Annotated in this window: 14 protein-coding genes; 5 read left to right on the top strand and 9 right to left on the bottom strand. The window is 73.4% G+C overall.

The features are described 5' to 3' along the window. Positions 1 to 160 precede the first annotated feature (160 nt). Positions 161 to 2,065 (top strand): peptidoglycan-binding domain-containing protein, encoded by a 1,905-nt coding sequence (locus tag ACYVNR_RS00780; protein WP_461045880.1) that lies wholly within the window; start codon positions 161 to 163, stop codon positions 2,063 to 2,065. A gap of 11 nt (positions 2,066 to 2,076) precedes the next feature. Here ACYVNR_RS00780 and ACYVNR_RS00785 read toward each other — a convergent pair whose 3' ends face one another. From ACYVNR_RS00785 to ACYVNR_RS00800, 4 genes are read right to left on the bottom strand one after another with little or no spacing between them, the layout of a single operon-like run. Next, on the bottom strand, positions 2,077 to 2,817 hold the full coding sequence (locus tag ACYVNR_RS00785) for a TIGR03089 family protein (protein ID WP_461045882.1): 741 nt from the start codon (positions 2,815 to 2,817) through the stop codon (positions 2,077 to 2,079). Further along, positions 2,817 to 3,980 (bottom strand): LCP family protein, encoded by a 1,164-nt coding sequence (locus tag ACYVNR_RS00790; RefSeq protein ID WP_461045884.1) that lies wholly within the window; start codon positions 3,978 to 3,980, stop codon positions 2,817 to 2,819. The genes ACYVNR_RS00785 and ACYVNR_RS00790 overlap by 1 nt, the downstream gene beginning before the upstream one ends. Next, positions 3,970 to 4,398, bottom strand: coding sequence for a DUF2304 domain-containing protein (locus tag ACYVNR_RS00795; RefSeq protein ID WP_045192180.1), 429 nt, complete (start codon positions 4,396 to 4,398; stop codon positions 3,970 to 3,972). The genes ACYVNR_RS00790 and ACYVNR_RS00795 overlap by 11 nt, the downstream gene beginning before the upstream one ends. Then, positions 4,395 to 5,081 (bottom strand): glycosyltransferase family 2 protein, encoded by a 687-nt coding sequence (locus tag ACYVNR_RS00800; RefSeq protein WP_045192179.1) that lies wholly within the window; start codon positions 5,079 to 5,081, stop codon positions 4,395 to 4,397. Before ACYVNR_RS00800 ends, ACYVNR_RS00795 begins: the two co-directional genes overlap by 4 nt. Positions 5,082 to 5,178: 97 nt before the next feature. On the opposite strand from ACYVNR_RS00800, the gene ACYVNR_RS00805 reads away from it, so the two are divergent. Both ACYVNR_RS00805 and ACYVNR_RS00810 read left to right on the top strand, forming a co-directional pair. Next, positions 5,179 to 7,257 (top strand): glycosyltransferase, encoded by a 2,079-nt coding sequence (locus ACYVNR_RS00805; protein WP_461045887.1) that lies wholly within the window; start codon positions 5,179 to 5,181, stop codon positions 7,255 to 7,257. 33 nt (positions 7,258 to 7,290) lie between these two features. Then, complete coding sequence (locus tag ACYVNR_RS00810) at positions 7,291 to 8,256, top strand: lysylphosphatidylglycerol synthase domain-containing protein (protein ID WP_461045889.1); 966 nt, start codon at positions 7,291 to 7,293, stop codon at positions 8,254 to 8,256. Between the two features lie 20 nt (positions 8,257 to 8,276). Here ACYVNR_RS00810 and ACYVNR_RS00815 read toward each other — a convergent pair whose 3' ends face one another. Continuing rightward, positions 8,277 to 8,711, bottom strand: a complete 435-nt coding sequence (locus tag ACYVNR_RS00815; RefSeq protein ID WP_461046354.1) for a nitroreductase family deazaflavin-dependent oxidoreductase — start codon at positions 8,709 to 8,711, stop codon at positions 8,277 to 8,279. 153 nt (positions 8,712 to 8,864) lie between these two features. After that, positions 8,865 to 9,608, bottom strand: coding sequence for a DUF3105 domain-containing protein (locus ACYVNR_RS00820; protein ID WP_045192176.1), 744 nt, complete (start codon positions 9,606 to 9,608; stop codon positions 8,865 to 8,867). A gap of 146 nt (positions 9,609 to 9,754) precedes the next feature. Between ACYVNR_RS00820 and ACYVNR_RS00825 the strand changes: the two genes are divergently transcribed. Then, positions 9,755 to 10,690: a DNA-3-methyladenine glycosylase family protein gene (locus ACYVNR_RS00825; protein WP_461045891.1), complete on the top strand. Its 936-nt coding sequence runs from the start codon at positions 9,755 to 9,757 to the stop codon at positions 10,688 to 10,690. Between the two features lie 108 nt (positions 10,691 to 10,798). Here the strand turns inward: ACYVNR_RS00825 and ACYVNR_RS00830 are convergent, their stop codons facing one another. Continuing rightward, positions 10,799 to 12,874 (bottom strand): PhoX family protein, encoded by a 2,076-nt coding sequence (locus tag ACYVNR_RS00830; protein WP_461045893.1) that lies wholly within the window; start codon positions 12,872 to 12,874, stop codon positions 10,799 to 10,801. A 172-nt stretch (positions 12,875 to 13,046) separates the two neighbouring features. On the opposite strand from ACYVNR_RS00830, the gene ACYVNR_RS00835 reads away from it, so the two are divergent. Further along, positions 13,047 to 14,231 (top strand): glycosyltransferase, encoded by a 1,185-nt coding sequence (locus ACYVNR_RS00835; RefSeq protein WP_461045895.1) that lies wholly within the window; start codon positions 13,047 to 13,049, stop codon positions 14,229 to 14,231. Here ACYVNR_RS00835 and ACYVNR_RS00840 read toward each other — a convergent pair. Both ACYVNR_RS00840 and ACYVNR_RS00845 read right to left on the bottom strand, forming a co-directional pair. Beyond that, entirely contained in the window at positions 14,219 to 15,169 is a 951-nt protein-coding gene (locus ACYVNR_RS00840; RefSeq protein WP_461045897.1) for an acyl-CoA thioesterase, read from the bottom strand. The two genes, ACYVNR_RS00835 and ACYVNR_RS00840, sit on opposite strands and share 13 nt — an antisense overlap. Before the next feature lie 74 nt (positions 15,170 to 15,243). Then, positions 15,244 to 19,545: an FtsK/SpoIIIE domain-containing protein gene (locus ACYVNR_RS00845; RefSeq protein WP_461045899.1), complete on the bottom strand. Its 4,302-nt coding sequence runs from the start codon at positions 19,543 to 19,545 to the stop codon at positions 15,244 to 15,246.

A 19,545-nucleotide genomic window follows, 5' to 3' on the forward strand; every position in this document is an offset into this window, starting at 1 on the left:
CGATCATGTGTTCGCCGCACACGTGCTCAACCTCGGAAAGTACAGGTCTGTAATTCGCGCAACTGCCTTGTGAGTCCTGTGACTGGAGTGCATAAATGGTGCGGGAGTTGCGTTTATCGCGAGCCCCGTCCGATCCGCGACCGACGACAAGAGGTTCCTCATGGCCCTGCGCCGACGCCCGCTGGGCCTCGTCCTCGCCCTTCCCGCCCTCACGGTGCCGATGGCCGCGGCTCCCGCAGCGGCGGTCCAGGCGCCCCCGACGCGCCCGCTGCCGAGCGGGCTCGACGTCTACGTGCCCTACCAGGGCCAGACGGTCTGCGACCCCGTGGCGCGTCCCGGGGTCCTGGCCTTCGCCCGCCTCATGACGTCGCACTACGGGATGGGCTCGACCGCCCTCATCGGACGCACGTGCGGCAGCGGGCCGTCCGAGCACTACGACGGGCGCGCGTGGGACTGGATGCTCAGGGTCGACAACCCGGCGCAGGAGGCCGTGGCGCAGTCGGTGCTGAGCTGGCTGACCGCGCCCGACGCGAACGGTGTCCAGGGCGCGATGGCCCGGCGCTTCGGGATCATGTACATCATCCACAACCGGAAGATGTGGCGCGCCTACGCGACCGACCGGGGCTGGGCCCCCTACACAGGGGTCTCGCCGCACACCGACCACATCCACTTCAGCTTCAACTACGACGGCGCCGCGGGTCGCACCTCGTGGTGGACCGGGGTGCCCACCCGCAGCTACCTCACCGCGCTGCCGCGGGCCGGCTCGCCTGCCACGCCTCCGGCCCCGGTGCCGACGACGCCGGTCCCGGCGACCACCCCCGTTCAGCTCTCCAGCGGCATGCGCTCGGAGGCCGTGCGCCAGCTGCAGGCCCGGCTGGGCAACCTGCCGACCACCGGCTTCTACGGCGACCTCACCAAGGCCCGCGTCACCGCCTACCAGGCCTTCGTGGGTCTGCCCCGGACGGGCGTCGCCGACCTGCGCACGCAGGAGATCCTCGCGACGCGGGCCTGGAAGAGCGTCACCGCCGCCTACCCGACCCTGTCGTTCGGCACGACGTCGGCGGCCGTACGCATCCTGCAGGCCAAGCTCGGCTCGCTGCCGACCACCGGCTACTACGGCACCCTGACGCGGGCGCGGGTGACGGCGTACCAGAAGCTCGCCGGCCTGCCGCAGACCGGCGTCGCCGACCCGGTCACGCAGGCCCGGCTCTGGGTGCGCGGCTGGAGCGGCGGCGCGACCACCAGCTCGACCGGCTCGATCGGCTCGACCGGCTCGACCGGCACTGCCGCCACCTACCCGACGCTGGCGTTCGGCACCACCTCCACGGCGGTCAGGACGCTCCAGACAAGGCTCGGGGCGCTGCCCGTCACCGGCTACTTCGGCCCGCTCACCCGGGCGCGGGTGACGGCGTACCAGAAGTTCGTCGGCCTGCCGCAGACCGGCGTCGCCGACTCGCGCACCCAGCAGACCCTCGTGACCCGTGGCTGGACGGCGACGGCGCGCACCGTCGCACTGACCCAGCCGACCGGTTCCGCACAACCCGGAGAGGACATCGTCATGACCGCCTACGCCAGCTCGTCGACATCCGGCACCTGGTCGACCTCCAGCCCGGGGGTGGCGAAGGTCGACGTCGCGACGAGCTACACGGCGTACAAGAGCCTCACCCTCGCGACCGGCTCACGTGGCGCGGCCGTCCGGGTGCTGCAGCGGGCGCTCGGAGGCCTCGCGGTCGACGGCGTCTTCGGTGCGGTGACGCGCGACAAGGTCGTCTCGCTGCAGCGCTCGCTCGCGTTGCCGCAGACGGGCGTCGTGACGCCCGAGCTGTGGGACGTGCTCGAGGCGCGCGACTTCCCGTTCGTGGCCGACCGCTCGACGGTGCTGCGTGCCGGTGACAGCGGACCGCAGGTCGTCGCCGTGCAGCGTCTGCTCGGGGTGGCCCAGACCGGGGTCTTCGACCTCGCCACCCGTGAGGCGGTCAAGGCCGCTCAGGCCCGTGCCGGCCTCGCCAGCACGGGCGTCGTCGCCTCGCGCACGTGGTCGCTGTTCGACCGGTTGTCTGCGTAGAACGTCGTGGCTCAGGCGTCCTCGCGGACGTCGTGCGTGACGCCCTCCGAGGCGAAGCGGTCGGACAGGTCGTCGCGCGAGCCGCGCACGAGCACGACCGAGCCGCCCGCCGACCATGCCGCGAGGCTCTGACGGAGCACCCGGTCCAGGGCGCCCCCGACGACCACGCGTGGGGCCTCACCCCACGACGGGTCACCCACGACGACGTCGCCGTATGCCGTCCCGCCGGCCTGCGAGCCCGGCCCGACGATCGCGACGTCGCCCGGCTCGGGGTCGGCCATGGGGGAGAAGAGGTCGCCGTGGGTGGAGAGCTCACGGGCCTCGTCGACCGCGCCGGGCGCCGACGCGGCCTCGGGGTGGCTGCGCGCGAGGGCGGGCAAGGCCACGAGCACCGTGTCGCCGCCGTGCGCGGCCGCGGCCTCGGGCGAGTGCGTGACGAGCACGTCGGTGCCGGACGCCTCGGCGCCGACCACGACGGTCGCGCCGACCGACCAGGTCGCGAGCGCCCAGTAGAGCGAGCGCCAGTGTGCGGGCAGGTCCAGACCGACCGTCGTGCCGGGCCCGGCGGCGGCGTCGTCCTGCAGGAGGTTCGCGGCCTTGGACACCCAGTTCGCGAGCACCCGTGCGCTCAGCTCGATGCGCTCCCCGAGCGTGGGGCCGGGCTCGTCGTCATACCAGGTGAGGCGGGGACGGCCGGGATCGGCCGCAAGCATCCGGGCCAGGACGTCGGCCGGCAGCAGGGGAGCGGTCATCAGCTGTTCTTCGCACCCTCGACGGTGGTGCCGGCCGGTGGCTCGGTCAGCGGCTCGTCGTTCTTGAGCGCCTTGAAGAGCGCCTTCGCCCGCTCGGTGTCCCACTTGATGGCGAGCGCGCCACCGCTGGTGCGGTAGGCGAGGTCGGAGGTCGGCACCGTCAGCGACAGGCCCTCGTCGTTGCTCACGGAGCGCATCGCCTGGAGCACGCGGACGGCGTCCATGATGCCGGTCTCACGGCCGACGGCCAGACCGGCGGCAGAGGCGTCGGCGAAAGCCTTGTAGCGCCAAGGGATCAGGACCGTGGACGGCGTGGCTGCCTTCTTCATGAGGGCGCCGAGGAACTGGCGCTGGCGGGCGGCGCGCCCGATGTCGCCGAGGGGGTCCTCGTGGCGCGAGCGCACGTAGCCGAGGGCGTTGCCGCCGTCGAGGGTCTGGCACCCCTTCTTGAGGTCGATGCCCGCGAGCTTGTCCTTCATGTCGCGTGCGACGCACAGGTCGACGCCACCGACGCTGTCGACGACGCCCGCAAAGCCGCCGAGACCGATCTCGATGTAGCCGTCGACGTGGATGCCGGTGACCTGCTCGACGGTGTTCGTCAGCAGCTTGGGGCCACCGAACGCGTACGCGGCGTTGATCTTGTTGGAGCCGTGGCCGGGGACGGGCACGTAGGAGTCGCGCGGGAGCGAGACCATGACCGGCTTGCCGCCGCTCTCGGAGACGTGGACCAGCATGATCGTGTCGGTGCGGTTGCCCTCGGCGCTGCCCGTCGCATACTTCTTCTTCTGCGCCTGGGTGAGGCCCTCGCGGCTGTCGGAGCCGACGAGGAGGTAGTTGTAGCCCGACGTGTCGGTGGGCCGGTCGCCCGACGGGATGTTGTCGACCTTGTTGACGGCGCCCCACGCCTGCATGGGCACCCACACGAGGAAGCCGATCCAGGCGAGGAGCAGCACGAGCAGCGTGATGAGGACGATCCGACCCTTGCGCCAGCGGTAGCGGGTCTCGCGACCTGCGGGTCGCCCTCGACCCGCACCGTCGTAGCGGTCGTCGAGGCGGTCGTCGTGGCGGTCCTGGCCTGCGGGGCTCTTGACGCGTCGCCTGGTGTCGACGACGTAGGCGTCGTCACGGTCGGGACGGCGAGGGGTGCTCGGATCAGTCGGCATCGGCTGCCTTCGCGCTCGGGGTCGGGGGAACGTCGCCCGACAGTGTGTCAGGGGATGCTGTCGACCTCACGTGCTCGACCGCCGACGCGGCCTCGTCGAGGGCGATCCGCCGGGCGAGGCGGGTGTAGCGCGTCTCCATGGCCCGGAAGCGCTTGTAGGTCGTCACGACGAAGCCGAGGAAGGCCACGACCAAGCCGTAGAGGATGAGGTCGGCGCCACGGCCGATGCCGAACCAGTTGGCGACCCGGGTCCACGTGCCGCTCGGGTCGATGATCGAGTAGACGGCGAGGGCGGCGAGCACGAGCAGCCCGAGTCGGCGCACGGCCTGCGTGCGCTGCCCCGAGCCGACGAGCAGGCGCCAGGCGACCCCGAGGGTGCCGAGGATGAGGATGACCTGGATCAGGCTCTGTCTGCTCATCGCCAGATCAGCTCCGCGAGGATGTTGACCGCGTTCCAGAGCGACTGGCCCTTGGCCCGCGAGTAGTCGGTGTAGAGGATGTGGACCGGCTCCTCGGCGTAGCGGACCCGTTCGCCCCCGAAGCGCATCGAGCCGATCTGCGACACGATCTCGGAGGCGTGGGCCATGCGGTTCTGGGTGATGTCGAGCCTCGCGACGACGTCGCGGTCGAGCACGCGCAGGCCGTTGTGGGCGTCGGTGAGGCGCGTGCCGGTGGTGAGGTTGGTGTAGGCCACGGCCGCGCGCAGGACGAGCTTCTTCAGGGCCGAGGCCTCGGTGCGCTCGTCGAGGAAACGGGAGCCGAACACGACGCGCACGTCGCCGCGGCGGATGCGCTCGAGCATCACCTCGACGTCGTGGATCTGGTGCTGTCCGTCGGCGTCGTAGGTGACGACGTAGCGCATCGCCGGGTCGCCCAGGGCGTACTCGAAGCCGGTCTGCAGGGCGGCCCCCTGCCCGAGGTTGACGGGGTGGCGCACGACCGCGGCCCCCGCCTGCTCCGCGCGGTCGGCCGAGGCGTCCCGCGAGCCGTCGTCGACGCAGACGATCTTGGGGAAGACGGAGCGGGCCTGCTCCACGACGTCGGCGATGACGGCGGCCTCGTCGTAGAGCGGCACCACCAGCCACACGTCCTCGTTCTGCATGCGCCCAGCCTAGAGCGGTCGGGGTGCCCCGCCCGACACGCGACGTGAGTGGGGAGCGCGCCCGACGGCGTACGCGTGGAACTAGAGTCGGGGGACCATGACGGACGCGTTGTCACACGGCCCCCTGCCGGGAGCCGGCCAGGCTCGGGATGAGGCTCCCGACAACACGGGGTCGGCCGCGCTGCGCATCGCGATCGTCGGCCCGAGCCACCCGCACAAGGGCGGCGTCGCCGCCCACACGACGATGCTCGCCCACCACCTCGCCGACGCCGGCCACGACGTCACGCTCGTGTCGTGGGCGCACCTCTACCCGTCGAAGCTGCACCACGCCGACGCGACGGTGCCCGACGGCGTGCCCGAGGTGACGCCGTTCCCCAGGACCATCCGGGCGCTCAGCTGGGCGCGGCCCGACACGTGGGTGCGGGCGGGGCGCCGGCTGCGTGACGTCGACGCCATCCTCGTCGTGCACGTGATGCCCGCCGTCGTCCCTGCCCACCTGGCCCTGCTGCGCGCGGCCGGTGCGGTGCCGGGTGCGGCACGACCTCGTCCGCAGTCGGTGGTCGTGTGCCACAACGTGCTCCCGCACGAGCCGCACGCCGGCGACGCCCGGCTCATGTCGCTGCTCTTCGCGCGGGTCGACTCGGTGCTCGTGCACAGCACCGACCAGGCGCGGGTGGCCCACGACCTCGGCGCACGCCGCGTCTCGGTGGCCGACCTGCCCCCGCACCTGCCCGGCGGCGACCCGATCTCGCGCGACCCCCGCCCCGGCCCCACCCGGCTGCTCGCCCTCGGGCTCATCCGCGAGTACAAGGGCATCGACGTGCTCCTGCGCGCGATGCGCACCGTGCCGGAGGTGACGCTCACCATCGCCGGCGAGATCTGGGGCGCCAACCGTGGCGTCATCAGCCGGCTCGCGTCGGACCCGGCGCTCGCCGGCCGGGTCGAGATCCGCGACGGCTACGTGCCGGCCGACGCGCTGGCCTCGCTCCTCGCCGACCACGACGTGCTCGCGCTGCCGTACCGCTCGGCGACGGCCTCGCAGAACGTCATCCTCGGCCACGCACACGGCCTACCGGTGCTCGCATCCGACATCTCGCCCTTCTCGCAGCAGGTCGACGACGGTGTCAACGGCCTGCTCGTGCCGCCGGAGGACGAGCGGGCGCTCGCGGGTGCACTGCGTCGTCTCGGCGACCCGGAGGTACGCCGCCGACTGGCCGAGGGTGTCCAGACGCCCGACCTCTCCGGTCCGTGGGCGCACTACCTCGGCACGGTCGAGGCGCTGTCGTTCGACGAGAGCGCCCTCCTGCCCGAGCCGGAGCCGTATGCCGTCGTGTCGGGTGAGCCGGACGACGTCGACCCGCCGGACGACGAGCTCGACGACGACCTCGACGACGACCTCGACGAGAGGGCGGAGGGCGGCCCCTCCTCGGTCGCCCGGCGGGCGGCCGTGCGGGTGGCCGCGCGCGCCGTGCGCCTGGGTCGTCGCGCCCGGCGCACCGCCTCGCACGCCGTGGCCTCCCGGCGCCCGCTCGTCGAGCTGCGACCGGACGACCTGCCCGACTGGGTGCTCGCGACCGACGTGCTCGGCGAGCCCGACGAGGCCGACGACGCCCGGCGCCTCGCCCGCCTGCTCGGGCTGCCCCGCTCGCTCGACAGCGTCTCGGCGTGGGCGGCGCTCGGGGCCTTGGCGGCGATCGTCCGCGTGCGCGACGACGGTCGCCGCAGCGCCGTCATCGTCGACGAGGGCGGCACCCGCTCGCTGCTCTCGCGGTGGGCCCGTGCGGTCGGCTTCGCACCGGTCGAGATCGACTTCACCGGCAGCCACCCGAGCGTCGCCGCGCTCGACGTCGACACCGGCTCGCTCGACGTCATCGTGCGGATCCACCCGGACGGCTGCGACGCCGGCGACGTCGACCACGTGCTCGAGCAGGCGTCCTGGGCACTGCGGTCGGGCGGACTGCTCGTGGTGACGATCCCGATCGGGCCGCGAGCCGTCGAGGGCGCCGTCGGTCCCGCCGACGTGCGCGGCATCCTCGCGCGGGCCCACGACCTCGGCTTCGTGCTCGTCGGCGACCTCGACGGAGACGTCAACGCCCGCATGCGCGACGCCGCGGCGCGCGCGCGGGCCGACGACGCGGCATACGGCCTCGTGCGCCTGACCCTGCGCCGGCGCTGAGGCGCTCGAGGACCCTGCGATGATGGTGACGACATGAGCCGACAGAAGATCATCACCGTGCTGCGTGTCGGCATCGCCGTCGTCACCCTCGCGGCTGTCGTCTACGCGGTCGTGCGCAACTGGGCCGACATGTCGGTCCACCTCGACAAGATCTCGTGGGCCACCTTCGCCTGGTCGACACTCGCGGCCGCGGTCGGCACGTGGCTGACGATGATCGGCTGGAAGACGCTGCTGGCCGACCTCGGCTCCGACCTGCATCTCGCGCCCGCGTCAGGCGTCTACTTCGTCGGGCAGCTCGGCAAGTACCTGCCGGGCTCGCTCTGGTCGGTGCTCGTGCAGGCCGACATGGCGAGCGCCCTCAAGGTGCCTCGCCGGCGCACCGCGGTGACGGGGCTGCTGGCCCTCGGCCTGGCGCTCGCCACCGGCTTCCTCGTCGGGCTGCCGGCGGCCTCCTACCTGCTCACGCGAACCTCGTCCGGCTTCGACTGGTGGCTGCTGCTCGGCATCCCGATCCTCGTCGTGCTGTGCGTGCCGAGGCTGCTCAACGCGCTCATCGCCCGCATGCTGAAGACGCTGCGGCGCGACCCGCTCGAGCACGACCTGTCGGGGGGCGCCGTGCTGCGCGCCGTCGTCATCTTCGTGCTGGTCTGGGTCGCCTTCGGCGTGCACACGCTGCTGCTCGCTCGGGCCGTCGCCGGCGAGGGTGCCCACCTCGACCTCACCACGGCGGCGATGACGGGCTACGCCCTGTCGGTCTCGCTCGGCATGCTCACGGTCGTGCTGCCCGCCGGCCTGGGCGCGCGCGAGGGTCTGCTCACGCTGATCCTGTCGACGGCGATCCCGACGCCGGCTGCTGCCGCCGTCGCGATCATGTCGCGCTTCATCGTCACCGTCGTCGACGTGCTCGCCGCCCTCGGCGGGTGGCTGTACGCGCGCTCGCACCACCTGCTGCGGCAGCGGCAGTCCGAGGCCGAGCAGGTCGACGACCTGTCGGTCTGAGCCCCGGGTCTGGTCGTGGCTCAGACGCGCTCGAGGACGAAGACGGGGATGAGCCGGTCGGTCTTCGTCTGGTACTCCGCGTAGGGCGGGAAGGCGGCGACGCAGCGTTCCCACCACTGCTCGCGCTCCTCACCCGTGAGCTCGCGGGCACGCGCCGGCCACGTCTCGGCGCCGACCTGGAGGTCGATGTCGGGGTGCGCCTGCAGGTTGCGGTACCACTTCGGGTGCTCGGGTGCGCCGCCCTGGCTCGCCACGGCAGCGAAGTCCCCGTCGTGCTCGACCCGCATGAGCGGCACCTTGCGCACCTTGCCGCTCTTCCTCCCGCGCATCGTCAACAGCACGACGGGGCGGTTCTGGATGTGCACGGACTCGGTGGTGCCGGTGCGCTCGATCTCCTCGACCTGCTTGCGCACCCAGTCGCTCGGGCTCGGGACGTACTCGCCGGTGATCGTCATGGAGGCGACAACCATCGCGAATGCACCTCTTGTTCCCGCCGCGAGCACGCCGAAGGCCCCCGGTCGGTGACCGGGGGCCTTCACTGGACGGCGTCGGACGGCGTCGGACGGCGTCGGACGGCGTCAGGCTGCGTCAGCCGGCGTCAGGCGGCGTCAGGCCGCGCCGGGCTCGGGAGCCGAGCTCCACGGGTGCTTCTTGACGAAGTCCTCGACGACAGCCGTGTTGAGGCCGCCGCACAGCTGGCGGTGGCCCTTCTGGTTCGAGACCTTGCCGCTGGCCTGGTCGTAGTCGGCGGACCAGTGCGACAAGGCGTACTTCTTGCCCTCGGGGAAGGCGCCGTAGGCCGGGTCCCACGGGCTGATGATGAACTTGTTCGCCGACTCCTTCATCGCGTTGACCTTCGTGCTGAGCGCCTCGAAGCTCGCGGCCTGCTCCTTCTCCACCGAGCGGTCGTACCACAGGATCGTGTAGCCGTGCTCGAGGTTGTGCACGAGCGTCTCGATCTTGGGGGCGTCGGCGACGGTGTAGACCCTGCGCTTGTCGACGGCCGGCACGGCGAAGTGCTGGCCGCTCGAGGGCGGCACGGTGGCGTACTGGATCTTCGTGACGTCCGCCTTGTTCGTGCCCGGCCCGACGTGGTCGCTGGAGCCGCTCGCGGCGTCGTCGGTGACGGGGTCGCAGGAGGCCGCGGCGATGTCGCCGCTGATGCTCTGGAGGGCCTCGGCCTTCTTGTTCTGCTCGCCGACGATCGCCCAGGCGACGGCGCCGCCGATGATCGCGATGACGGCGACGCAGGCGCCGATCACGACGAAGAGCCGGCGACGCTCGGCCTTCTTCTGTGCTGCCTGCATCTGGGCGACGCGCTCGCGGCGGTCTCGGCTCGTCTCGCGGGCCATCGTTCCTCTTCCTGTGGGCTCTCGGTCTGCCGGTCCGGGTCGGCCGGCGGGGCTGAGGTCGGGCGGTGCAGGTGTGAGTTGCGTGTGCCGACGGGCCGTTGTCGTCTCGTTCAACGACCGAGGCGAGTGTAAGCGAGGATGTTGTGATGACCGCACCCGTGACCGCCCCCGTCACCAGGGTCTGGCGCAGCGAGCGCGAGATCTCCCTGCGTGGCCAGCTCGGAGCGTTCCGTCGCGGCGGTGGCGACCCGACGTCCCGTTTCTCCCGCGAGGGCTCGGCCACGCGCGCCGTGCAGACGCCCGAGGGGGTGGGCACCCTCCACCTCGTGTGCCGTCCCGGCGACTCCGAGGTGCACGCGCACGCCTGGGGGCCGGGCGGGCCGTGGCTGCTCGAGTCGGTGCCGGCGCTGCTGGGCGAGGAGGACGACCCGACCGGGTTCGTGCCGCACCACGACCTCGTCGCGGAGGCGTGGCGCCGGTTCCCGCACTGGCGCGTGCCGCGTTCCGGGCTCGTCTTCGACGCGCTCGCCCCCGCGGTCATCGAGCAGAAGGTCACGGGTCAGGAGGCCTTCGCCGGCTACCGCACGCTCGTGCGGCGCTTCGGCGAGGTCGCGCCGGGGCCGTTCCCCGGGCTGATGGCACCGCCGACACCGGCCGGGTGGGCGGCCATCCCCTCGTGGGCGTGGCTGCAGGCCTCGGTCGACGGGGCGCGTTCGCGCACCGTCGTGCGCGCCGCCGGGTATGCCGGCCGGCTCGAGGAGGGCGCACGCGTGTCGGTCGCGGAGGCGCACCGTCGCCTGCGCGCCCTGCCGGGCATCGGGGTGTGGACGTGCGCGGAGGTGGCGCAGCGCGCGCTGGGCGACCCCGACTCCGTCTCGTTCGGCGACTACCACGTGGCCAAGGACATCGGCTGGGCCCTCACCGGGACGCCCGTGGACGACGACGGCCTCGCCGAGCTGCTCGAGCCGTACCGCGGGCACCGCTACCGGGTGCAGCAGCTGCTCGGGATGGCCGGGCACCACCGCCCCCGCCGCGGGCCGCGCATGGCGCCGCGCACCCACCTGCCGTCACGCATCCGCTGAGCCGGGCGGCATACGCGACCAGGCGGCATACGTCACCGGGCGTGCGAAGGCCCGACACCCCCCGTGAGGTGCCGGGCCCTCGCGGTCAGGCGAGCCGGGAGCGGGGGCTCACCTGCGGTAGGAGACGACGACGCTCGGGCGCGGGAAGCCGTCGGTGTGCGGCCAGGTGCTCGACGGCGTCTCGAAGGTGGCGCCGTCGGTCTCGCCGGGGTGCTGGACCGCGATGAAGACGGACAGCTGGTCCTCGGTTACGAGCGGGCCGCAGGTCTCGGCGCCGAAGGGCACGGTGAGGAACTGCTCGACCCTGCCGCGGTCGGGGCCCGAGACGGGCACGCGGAAGAGACCGTCGTTCGAGCCGAGCACGTTGCCGTCGGTCGAGATCCAGAGGTTGCCGACCGCGTCGAAGGCGACGTTGTCGGGGCAGCTGATCGGGCTGACCTTCGACTTGTCGTAGCCGGCAAAGTAGGTCTCGGGCGCCTCGGGGTCACCGCAGACGAGGAAGAGGTCCCACGTGAACTTCGTTGCGGTGTGGTCGTTCCCGAGCTCGGTGAGCTCGAGCACGTAGCCGTTGCGGTTGCCCGGCTTGCTCGTCAGCGGGGCGCCGAGCGACGAGCGCACCATGCTCGAGGCGAGCGGGTTGGTCTCGTCGGTCGGGTACTTCACACCGCGGTCGGAGTTGTTGGTGAGGGCGGCGTAGATCTTGCCGTTGACCGGGTTCGGCTCGACGTCCTCCGGACGGTCCATCTTCGTCGGGCCAACGGTGTCGGCGGCGAGGCGCGTGTTGACCAGCACCTCGGCGACGCTCATGCCGGGGACGAACGAGGTCGTGTCTGAGGTCAGGGCGACCCACGTGCCGGCGCCGTCGAACTCGCCGTCGCCGGCCCCGTCCCCGACGAACTTCGCGACGTAGAGCGTGCCCTTCGTCAGGAGCGCCTTGTTGTGGGCACGCGCCGAGCGCGAGTCGCCCGTGCGGAAGCGGTCGGCCGAGACGAACTTGTAGAGGTAGTCGCCGCGCTCGTCGTCGCCCATGTACGCCACCGCGTGGCCGTCGTCGGAGATCGTGACGTTCGCGCCCTCGTGCTTGAAGCGACCGAGCATCGTCTGCTTGACCGGTGTCGAGCCCGGCTCGTAGGGGTCGACCTCGACGACCCAGCCGAAGCGGTAGGCCTCGTGCGGGTGCTTCGCGAGGTCGAAGCGCTCGTCGACGCTGGACCAGCCGCGGTTCGTCGCGGCCGCGGTGGCGAGGCCGTAGCGCTTGAACGAGGTCGCGTTCGCGGCGTCGACCGGGCCGGAGGCGTCGAAGTAGCCGTTGAAGTTCTCCTCGCCCGACAGGACCGTGCCCCACGGGGTCGTGCCGCCCGCGCAGTTGCCGAAGGTGCCGAGCACGCGGGTGCCGGCCGGGTCGGCGGCCGTGCGGAGCAGCTCGTGCCCGGCCGCCGGGCCGCGGAAGGCGAACTCGGTGTGCACCGTGATGCGGCGGTTGTACTTCGCGCGGCGGTGGTCCGAGCGGATCCACGAGCCCTTGGCGCGGCCGCGCTCGATGGTGACGACAGCCATGCCGTGGGCCGCCATCGCGATCTTCTTGATCGTCGCGTCGTCGTACTCGCCCGTCGGGAACATGAGGTTCTCGTCGGTGTACTCGTGGTTGGTCACGAGCAGGGCGCTGCGGCCGCTGAGCGGCAGCACGCCGACGTAGTCGTTGTTGTAGCCGAACTGCAGGGCCTGCGCCTCGGGCGTCTGCGCGTGCACGTCGAAGCGCGGCGCGCCGGCCTCGACCGGGTCACCCCAGCGGATGACGACGTTGTGCGTGAACTGCGGCGCGTTGGTCACCGCGTCCGCACGGTTCGGGGCGACGGGCGTGAACGCGGCGCGGCCGACGTCTCGCGTGCGGCCCGCGGCGGCGCCGGCGGCTGCAGGCGTGGGGGCAGCCGTGGTTGCAGCGGCCGCCGGAGCCGCGGCTGCAACGCCCGTGAGGCCGCCGACGACGAGGGCCCCGGCACCGAGGCCTCCCTTGAGGACCGACCGGCGGGCGAGGGCACCCTCGACGAGGTCGCGCATCCTGGGGTTGTCGGACTGGTTCGGCACGGGCGCGTCGCACGCGTCGTTGCAGCGGTAGCGACACGTCATACGGCTGCGCGAGCCGTGGCGCGGCGTCGCGACCAGGGGCAGAAGCCTGGGGGTCATGTGAGTGCTCCTTGTGCGGGCGGGTCGAGGGGCGCGGGTTCGGCACCGCGCGGACCGCTCGTGACGCTAGGGCTCGCGCGGTCGCTCGCCGGTGCTCCTGCGGTGGCCATCAGGTGAACTCCGCGTGACCGCTTCGGGCCCGCGACCCTGCCCCGCGGTGCGACCCTGAGCCATGCGCGTCCTGTTCTCGACGACGGCAGGCACCGGCCACTTCACGCCGATGGTGCCGCTCGCGCGGGCGTGCGCGGCGGCCGGTCACGAGGTACGCGTGGCCGCACCGGAGTCCTTCGCGAGCCACGTGGCCCGCGCCGGCCTGGACCACGCCCCGTTCGACGACGTCGACCCAGAGGTCATGGGTGCGGTGTTCGCCGGTCTCTCGTCCGTGTCGCCCGACCTCGCCAACCTCACCGTCGTGCGCGACGTCTTCGGCCGTCTCGACGCCCAGTCGGCCCTCCCGAGGGTGCGCGACCTCGTCGACGAGTGGCGCCCTGACGTCGTGCTGCGTGAGCCGTGCGAGTTCGGGTCGCTCGCGGCGGCCGAGCGTGCGGGGGTGCCGCACGCCGAGGTGGCGATCGGGATGGGCCGGATGCGGGAGTGGGTGGGGGAGCAGCTCGACGAGCCACTGGGCGAGCTGGACGAGATCGCGGGTCTGCCCGCAGGCACGTGCACCCCCGCCGCGGCGTCGGCCCGTGTCTTCACGTCGGTGCCCGCCGGGCTCGACGACGCCGGCTCCGCGGCGCCTGCCGAGTCACGCGCTGCGGTCGTGCGGTTCCGCAACGGGTCGGCCCGAAGCCGAACGGGCTCGCTGCCGGGGACCTGGGGCGACCCCGACCAGCCGCTGGTCTACGTCTCGTTCGGTTCGGTGACGGCCGGCTTCGCCGAGCTCGGCACCGTGTTCCGTGGGTCGCTCGACGCCCTCGCAGGCCTGCCGGTGCGCGTGCTCCTCACGACCGGGCAGGCCGGCGAACCGAAGTCGCTGCACCCCTGGCCGGCCAACGCGTACGTCGCCAAGTGGTGGCCGCAGGAGGACGTCATGCCGCTCGCGGGGGCGATGGTCGGACACGGTGGCTTCGGGACGACGATGGCCGCCCTCGCGGCCGGGGTGCCCCAGGTGGTCGTGCCGCTCTTCGCGGCCGACCAGGAGGTCAACGCCGCCCGGATCGAGCAGGCCGGCGCGGGCGTCCGGCTCGGTGGTCGCACGGACGCCGTGACCGAGCTCGCGGCGGCCGTCGAGCGGGTGCTGGGCGACGACGGGTCGCGCGCTGCCGCTGGTGCCCTGGCCGACCAGATCGACGCGTTGCCCGACGTCTCCGAGGTCGTCCCCGCCGTCGAACGCCTCGCCACTCAGGGGATGTGACGCTCGGCGTCGACCCTGTTGCGCATCTGCACCAGCGCGAGGGCGTGGTCGCGCAGGGCGACGTCCTCCTCGCTCACCGGGGTCCACGGCTTGGCGGGCACGGCGTTGCCGTCGTCGTCGAGCGGGACGAAGACGATGAGCGAGTGGGTGGTGAGGGCGAGCTCGCCCGTGGCGGGGTCGCCCGAGCGCACGTGGACGCTGACGTGCATGCTCGACGTTCCGGTCAGCAGCAGCCTGGCCTCGACCTCGACGACGTGGCCGATGCGGAGCGGGCGGTAGAAGCGCACGCCACCGGCGTAGACCGCGACGTTGGCAGCCGACCCCGTCCACTGCGTGGCGAGCACGTGGGCGGCCTCGTCGATCCAGCGCATGACGATGCCGCCGTGCACCTTGCCGCCCCAGTTGACGTCGGTCGGGGCGGCGAGGAAGCGCAGCACGACGCGTGGGGCGGTGCCGGCGTCGCTGTAGGTCTGGGCCGCCATCGCGTCGGCGATCTCGCTGCGCAGGGCGATCCGCTTGACGGCGCTCTGCTGCCACTCCCGGTCGTGGTCGTCCTCGGCGACGAGCTGCGGCACGGGGATCGGCGTGCCGTTCTCGTCGACGGCGACGAAGACCATGATGCAGTCGGTCGTCGGCTGCAGGTCGACCTCCTTGGGGTTGCCCGCGGCCACCGTCACGTGGATGTGCATGCTCGTCGTGCCGGTGTGGACGACCCGCGCGGTGGCCTCGACGAGGTCGCCGACCTCGACCGGGCGTGAGAAGCGCACGTTGCCGACGTATGCCGTGACGCTGTAGGTGCCGCTCCATCCCGCGGCCGCCGCGTAGCCGGCCTTGTCGATCCACTCGAGCACGCGGCCGCCGCCCACGGTGCCGGAGTAGCCGGCGTCGGTCGGGGCCGCGAGGAAGCGCAGGGTGATCTCTCGGGCACGGCGCGGCATGGTGGTCCTCCTCGGGCCGGGTGTTGGGAGAACACTGGCAGAGCCGCACCCCCGGCGGCGGGGATGCTCGGTCCTCAGACCGGCAGTGCCGGCTCGCGGGTGAGCGGAGTCGTGACGAGGCCCGTCAGGCCGACCTGCACCGGCTCGGCGGCGCCGTCGAGCACGAGGTAGCCGCGCCCGGGCCTGCGCGCGACCGGCACGTCGAGGCGCGTCCCGAGCACGTCGCCGTCGGTGGGCGTGCTGGGCTGGAGCAGCAGGCCGCACCCGTCGCGCGCGACCTCCGGGACGAGCCCCCGGAACGCCGCGTTGGCCCGGGCGAGGTCTGCGCCGACGGCGACGAGTCCGTGGGTGGGGTCGACGAGGCGGGTGGCCTCGACGAGCGCGGCTTCGACGGGGCTGCCGTCGACGGCCTCCGCGTCGTCGACGAGGAGGCACAGGTCGGGATCGAGCCGGCGAGCCGCCACCAGCTCGGCGGCGTCGTGCTGCGAGAGGTGGGGCAGCCCCTGCGCCCTGGCCCAGTCCGAGAGGGGTGAGCGGCGGGGGCAGACGGTGAGCACGGATCGTCCGCGGGCCACGAGCGCCTCGCCGATGGTGACCAGCGCGGACGAGCGCCCGGACCGGCCGGGACCGGCGACCAGCAGGCGACGCACCGTCCCGAGCGGGAGGGCCAGCGGGCTTGCAGCGTCCCCGCCGACACCGAGGACGACATGGTCGGGACCACCCAGCATCGGGGTCGAGCCGACCCGGTCGGGCAGAGCCCTGATCTGCCACGGAAGACCGGCTGCGGCGGTGTCAGGTCGCAAGGCCCGGGCCGCCCGGTCGATGGCCTCGCTCGTGTCGCGGGCCGACGGGCCGGCGCCGGGGTGGGCCAGCTGCACGTCCTGTCCGGTGAGCACGTCGACGGCCCTGCCTGCTGGCCGCCCGGCCGACACCTGGGCCGGGGTGAGGCCGGCGAGCACGAGGTCGAGCGGGTCGGGCATCTGGAGGACGAGCCTCCTCGCGAGCAGCCCCGGCAGGCGACCCGAGACGACGGCCCGGCCCCCGGCCACGACGAACTGCACTCCCGCAGAGGGACCGTCACGGAGCAGCCGGTGCAGGGCGTCGACGGTGGCGCCGTGGTCGACTGCGCCCAGCGACTCCTCGAGGGAGTCCCATCCGTCGACGAGCACGATCGTGTGGCGAGCCCGCTGCTCCTCACCGTCGACCGCACCGTCGACCAGGCGGCCGAGTCGCGCGATGAGCCGACGGCACAGTGCCGCGTCGGTGCCGTCGGCGACGGTGCCCACGTGCGGCAGGTCGCGGAGGCCCAAGCACGGGCCGGCCGTGCCCTGCAGCACGTGCACGTGGACGTCGGTGGGCGCGAAACGCTGCGCGAGGCCCAGGGCCAGCGCGACGAGAGTCGTCGACCGGCCGCTGCGAGGGCCGCCCGCCAGGCCGAGGTGCTGCCCGTCACCCACCTGCCACACGTACGGCTCGCGCCGCTGCTCGGACGGGAGGTCGGCCACACCCAGCGGCACGCCGGACGCACCAGTCGAGTGTCCCGGCAGCGCGGTGACGGGCAGCGCGGTGACGGGCAGCGCCGACGGCAGGGGCGGCAACCACGGGGGAGGGCCCGGAGCGATGCCCAGCCGGGCGGCGGCCGCGACTGCGGCGTCCACGACCGCGGTCAGCTCGCTCGCGGGACCGACGGCCGCTCCGCCCGCGAGAAGGGGAAAGGTCGCCTGCGCCAGCAGGTCGCGGCAGACCACCCGCGGCCGGTCGGGGGAGGTGCTCGGCTCGCGCACCGTGCCGCCGAGGTAGGCCGCCTGCACCGGAGTGAGCGCGTCGTCGCCGGCCCTGATCCACGCCCTCCCGGGTGAGCGGGGGTCGAGAGAGGCGGCGTCGGGGGCGTCGATGACGTCGACGCTGTCGCTGCGGTCGCGCACGCGCAGCGCGATGCGCAGGGCGACGTTGGCCCGCATGTCGGCGGAGACGATCCCGGCTGGGCGCTGCGTGGCGAGCACGAGGTGCAGGCCGAGCGACCGACCCAGCGCCGCAACCCGCACGAGTCCGCTCACGAAGTCGGGGAACTCGTCGGCGAGGGCCTTGAACTCGTCGACGACGATGACGAGGCGCCCGAGCGAAGGACGCTCCCCGCGTACGGAAGCCGCACGACGGAAGTCGTCGAGGTCCTTGGCGCCCGCCTCGGCGAGCAGGCGCTCGCGGCGCTTCATCTCGGCATCGAGGGAGGTGAGAGCGCGGGCGGTGAGGCCCGCGTCGAGATCGGTGACGAGTCCGACGGTGTGTGGCAGCCGGGCGCAGTCGCTGAAGGCCGACCCGCCCTTGTAGTCCACGAGGACGAAGGAGAGGTCGTCAGGCCGGTTGGCCACGGCGAGACCCGTCACGAGGGTTTGGAGCAGCTCGGACTTGCCCGACCCGGTCGTGCCGCCGATCAGCACGTGCGGGCCGTCTACTGCGAGATCGAGGCGGAGCTGCCCCTGGGGCGTGCGGCCCACGAGGGCAGAAGGCACTCCGCTGCTGCCCGCCCAGGACGCGGCCAGCCCCTCGGGGGTTACGGCGTCGACGCCCGCCTGCCGGTGCAGCCCGACGAAGGACACCGCGCGAGGAAGGGCGACGGAACCTGCGTCGGGGGTCGCGTCGACGAGCGGCGCCATGGCGCGGCACACACCTTCCAGCCAGCCCAGCGACGGCAGGTCGGGCACGATGTCGTCGAGGCGACCGGATTCGGCCCGCATCGTGGCCCGCAGACCCGTCGCGTCGACCTCGACGACGGCCCTCGACTCCGTCGGCAGGGAGGTCACGTCGTCGTCGACGCAGAGAAACGCGAGGCCGACGGGCGGGCCGTCCACCAGCAGGTCCGAGACCCCGGGCACGGCCCGGAGCGCGCTGGCGCCGTCGAGCACGACGACGACGTCCGCGGTGCGGCTCGTGTCGAGGGTCCACCGTTCCTCACGCGCCGCGCGACGGCTCTCCACCAGGGTGCGCAGCGCCTCGACGTGGACGCCCACGTCGGCGGCTCCGCCCGCGATGCGCGGAGCGGCCTCGTCGGCGTCCGCCGCGTGGGGCAGCTGGGCGGCCCACTCCCAGTCCCGGGCCGTCTCGGGCGAGGCGGCCAGCACGTGCAGGGAGAGCCGTCGCGGCGTGTGCCACGCGGCGACCTGCAGCGCGAGGCCACCGGCCAGCGGCAGAGCATGCCTCCGGGGCCCGGCGATGCCGACGACCCCGGACCCTCCGAGATCGACGAGGGCCGGCACGTCGTCCACCTCGGGAAGGGCGTCGACCGCGTCGCCCTGCAGCTCGACGCGCGCCGGCTGTCGCGCCGTGCCGAGGCGCAGCACGAGGTGGTCGGGGTCGCCGGGGCGGCGCTCCCACAGCCGCGTGGCGCGCCGTCGCACGGTCGCCTCCACGTGGCCGAGGTCCGGGTGCTCCCGCCGTCGCCTCCCCGCGTCGTCGCGGGCGGCCAGCTCGAGGTCACGTCGCGCCTGCCTGAGCGCCGCGGCGTGCTCCTTGAGCTGACGCCGATGCGTGGTGCGGCCGGCCCTCCGGTCGCTCCACCACTGCCCGAGGAGCAGCACCGGAGACATGAGGGCGAAGAGCAGCAGCGCGGGGGAGGAGAGCGCCACGGCCAGCACAGCAGAGAGCACCAGTGGCGCGGACGACGCGAGGAGCGGCATCCGGCCCTGCTCCGGGCGCGTGGGCGCCGTCGGGAACGTGACAGTCGCGGGAGGGCGGGGGTCGACGAAGCGGGGCCGGCGGTGGATGCGAACCCTCCCGTCGACGATCTCGTGGTGACCGGGTCGCACGTCGACGGCTCCCAGCACCACGGTGGTGGAGCCCAGTCGGAGGTGCTGCCCCTCGCCGAGCGTCGCGCCCTCCGTTGGCAAGGGGACCCCGTCGACGCGGGAGGGGTTCGTCGTGCCGAGGTCGCGCACGCGTACGCCCTCGGCGCTCACGTCGACCACGGCGTGGGCTCGCGAGACGCCGGGGTCGTCGAGGCGGACGTCCGCCGAGGCCGCACGGCCCACCAGGTGTCCGCCGCGGCCGAGACGGATGAGCCGTCCGGCGCCGTTGCCGCTGACCACCCGCAGCTCCACCGCGCGTCCGTCGCGCCCCCGGGGCCGCTCGGGCTCGTGACTCGTCACCGTGAGCAGGGCTCCACGGACCAGCGGGAGCTCACCGACGCGGTGCTCGTCGCGCACGGCGACGCCACCGACGCTGAACGTTGCGCGCCCGCCGGACCCCGCCTCCCAGCCCACGGCCGCGGCCAGCGGGGTGCGCACCTCGGCGAACGGGGTGCCGACCGCGGCCTCGATCGTGACGTGGCGGGGGCGGGTGCCCAGGTGCTCGGGGTCGATGACGGTCACCGTCAGCCGCAC

Source organism: Terrabacter koreensis, assembly GCF_054783315.1.

Excerpts from the sequence above, each read along its gene's own strand:
- ACYVNR_RS00780 (WP_461045880.1), top strand. The coding sequence starts at position 161 with ATGGCCCTGCGCCGACGCCCGCTGGGCCTCGTCCTCGCCCTTCCCGCC.
- ACYVNR_RS00785 (WP_461045882.1), bottom strand. The coding sequence starts at position 2,817 with ATGACCGCTCCCCTGCTGCCGGCCGACGTCCTGGCCCGGATGCTTGCG.
- ACYVNR_RS00790 (WP_461045884.1), bottom strand. The coding sequence starts at position 3,980 with ATGCCGACTGATCCGAGCACCCCTCGCCGTCCCGACCGTGACGACGCC.
- ACYVNR_RS00795 (WP_045192180.1), bottom strand. The coding sequence starts at position 4,398 with ATGAGCAGACAGAGCCTGATCCAGGTCATCCTCATCCTCGGCACCCTC.
- ACYVNR_RS00800 (WP_045192179.1), bottom strand. The coding sequence starts at position 5,081 with ATGCAGAACGAGGACGTGTGGCTGGTGGTGCCGCTCTACGACGAGGCC.
- ACYVNR_RS00805 (WP_461045887.1), top strand. The coding sequence starts at position 5,179 with ATGACGGACGCGTTGTCACACGGCCCCCTGCCGGGAGCCGGCCAGGCT.
- ACYVNR_RS00810 (WP_461045889.1), top strand. The coding sequence starts at position 7,291 with ATGAGCCGACAGAAGATCATCACCGTGCTGCGTGTCGGCATCGCCGTC.
- ACYVNR_RS00815 (WP_461046354.1), bottom strand. The coding sequence starts at position 8,711 with ATGACGATCACCGGCGAGTACGTCCCGAGCCCGAGCGACTGGGTGCGC.
- ACYVNR_RS00820 (WP_045192176.1), bottom strand. The coding sequence starts at position 9,608 with ATGGCCCGCGAGACGAGCCGAGACCGCCGCGAGCGCGTCGCCCAGATG.
- ACYVNR_RS00825 (WP_461045891.1), top strand. The coding sequence starts at position 9,755 with ATGACCGCACCCGTGACCGCCCCCGTCACCAGGGTCTGGCGCAGCGAG.
- ACYVNR_RS00830 (WP_461045893.1), bottom strand. The coding sequence starts at position 12,874 with ATGACCCCCAGGCTTCTGCCCCTGGTCGCGACGCCGCGCCACGGCTCG.
- ACYVNR_RS00835 (WP_461045895.1), top strand. The coding sequence starts at position 13,047 with ATGCGCGTCCTGTTCTCGACGACGGCAGGCACCGGCCACTTCACGCCG.
- ACYVNR_RS00840 (WP_461045897.1), bottom strand. The coding sequence starts at position 15,169 with ATGCCGCGCCGTGCCCGAGAGATCACCCTGCGCTTCCTCGCGGCCCCG.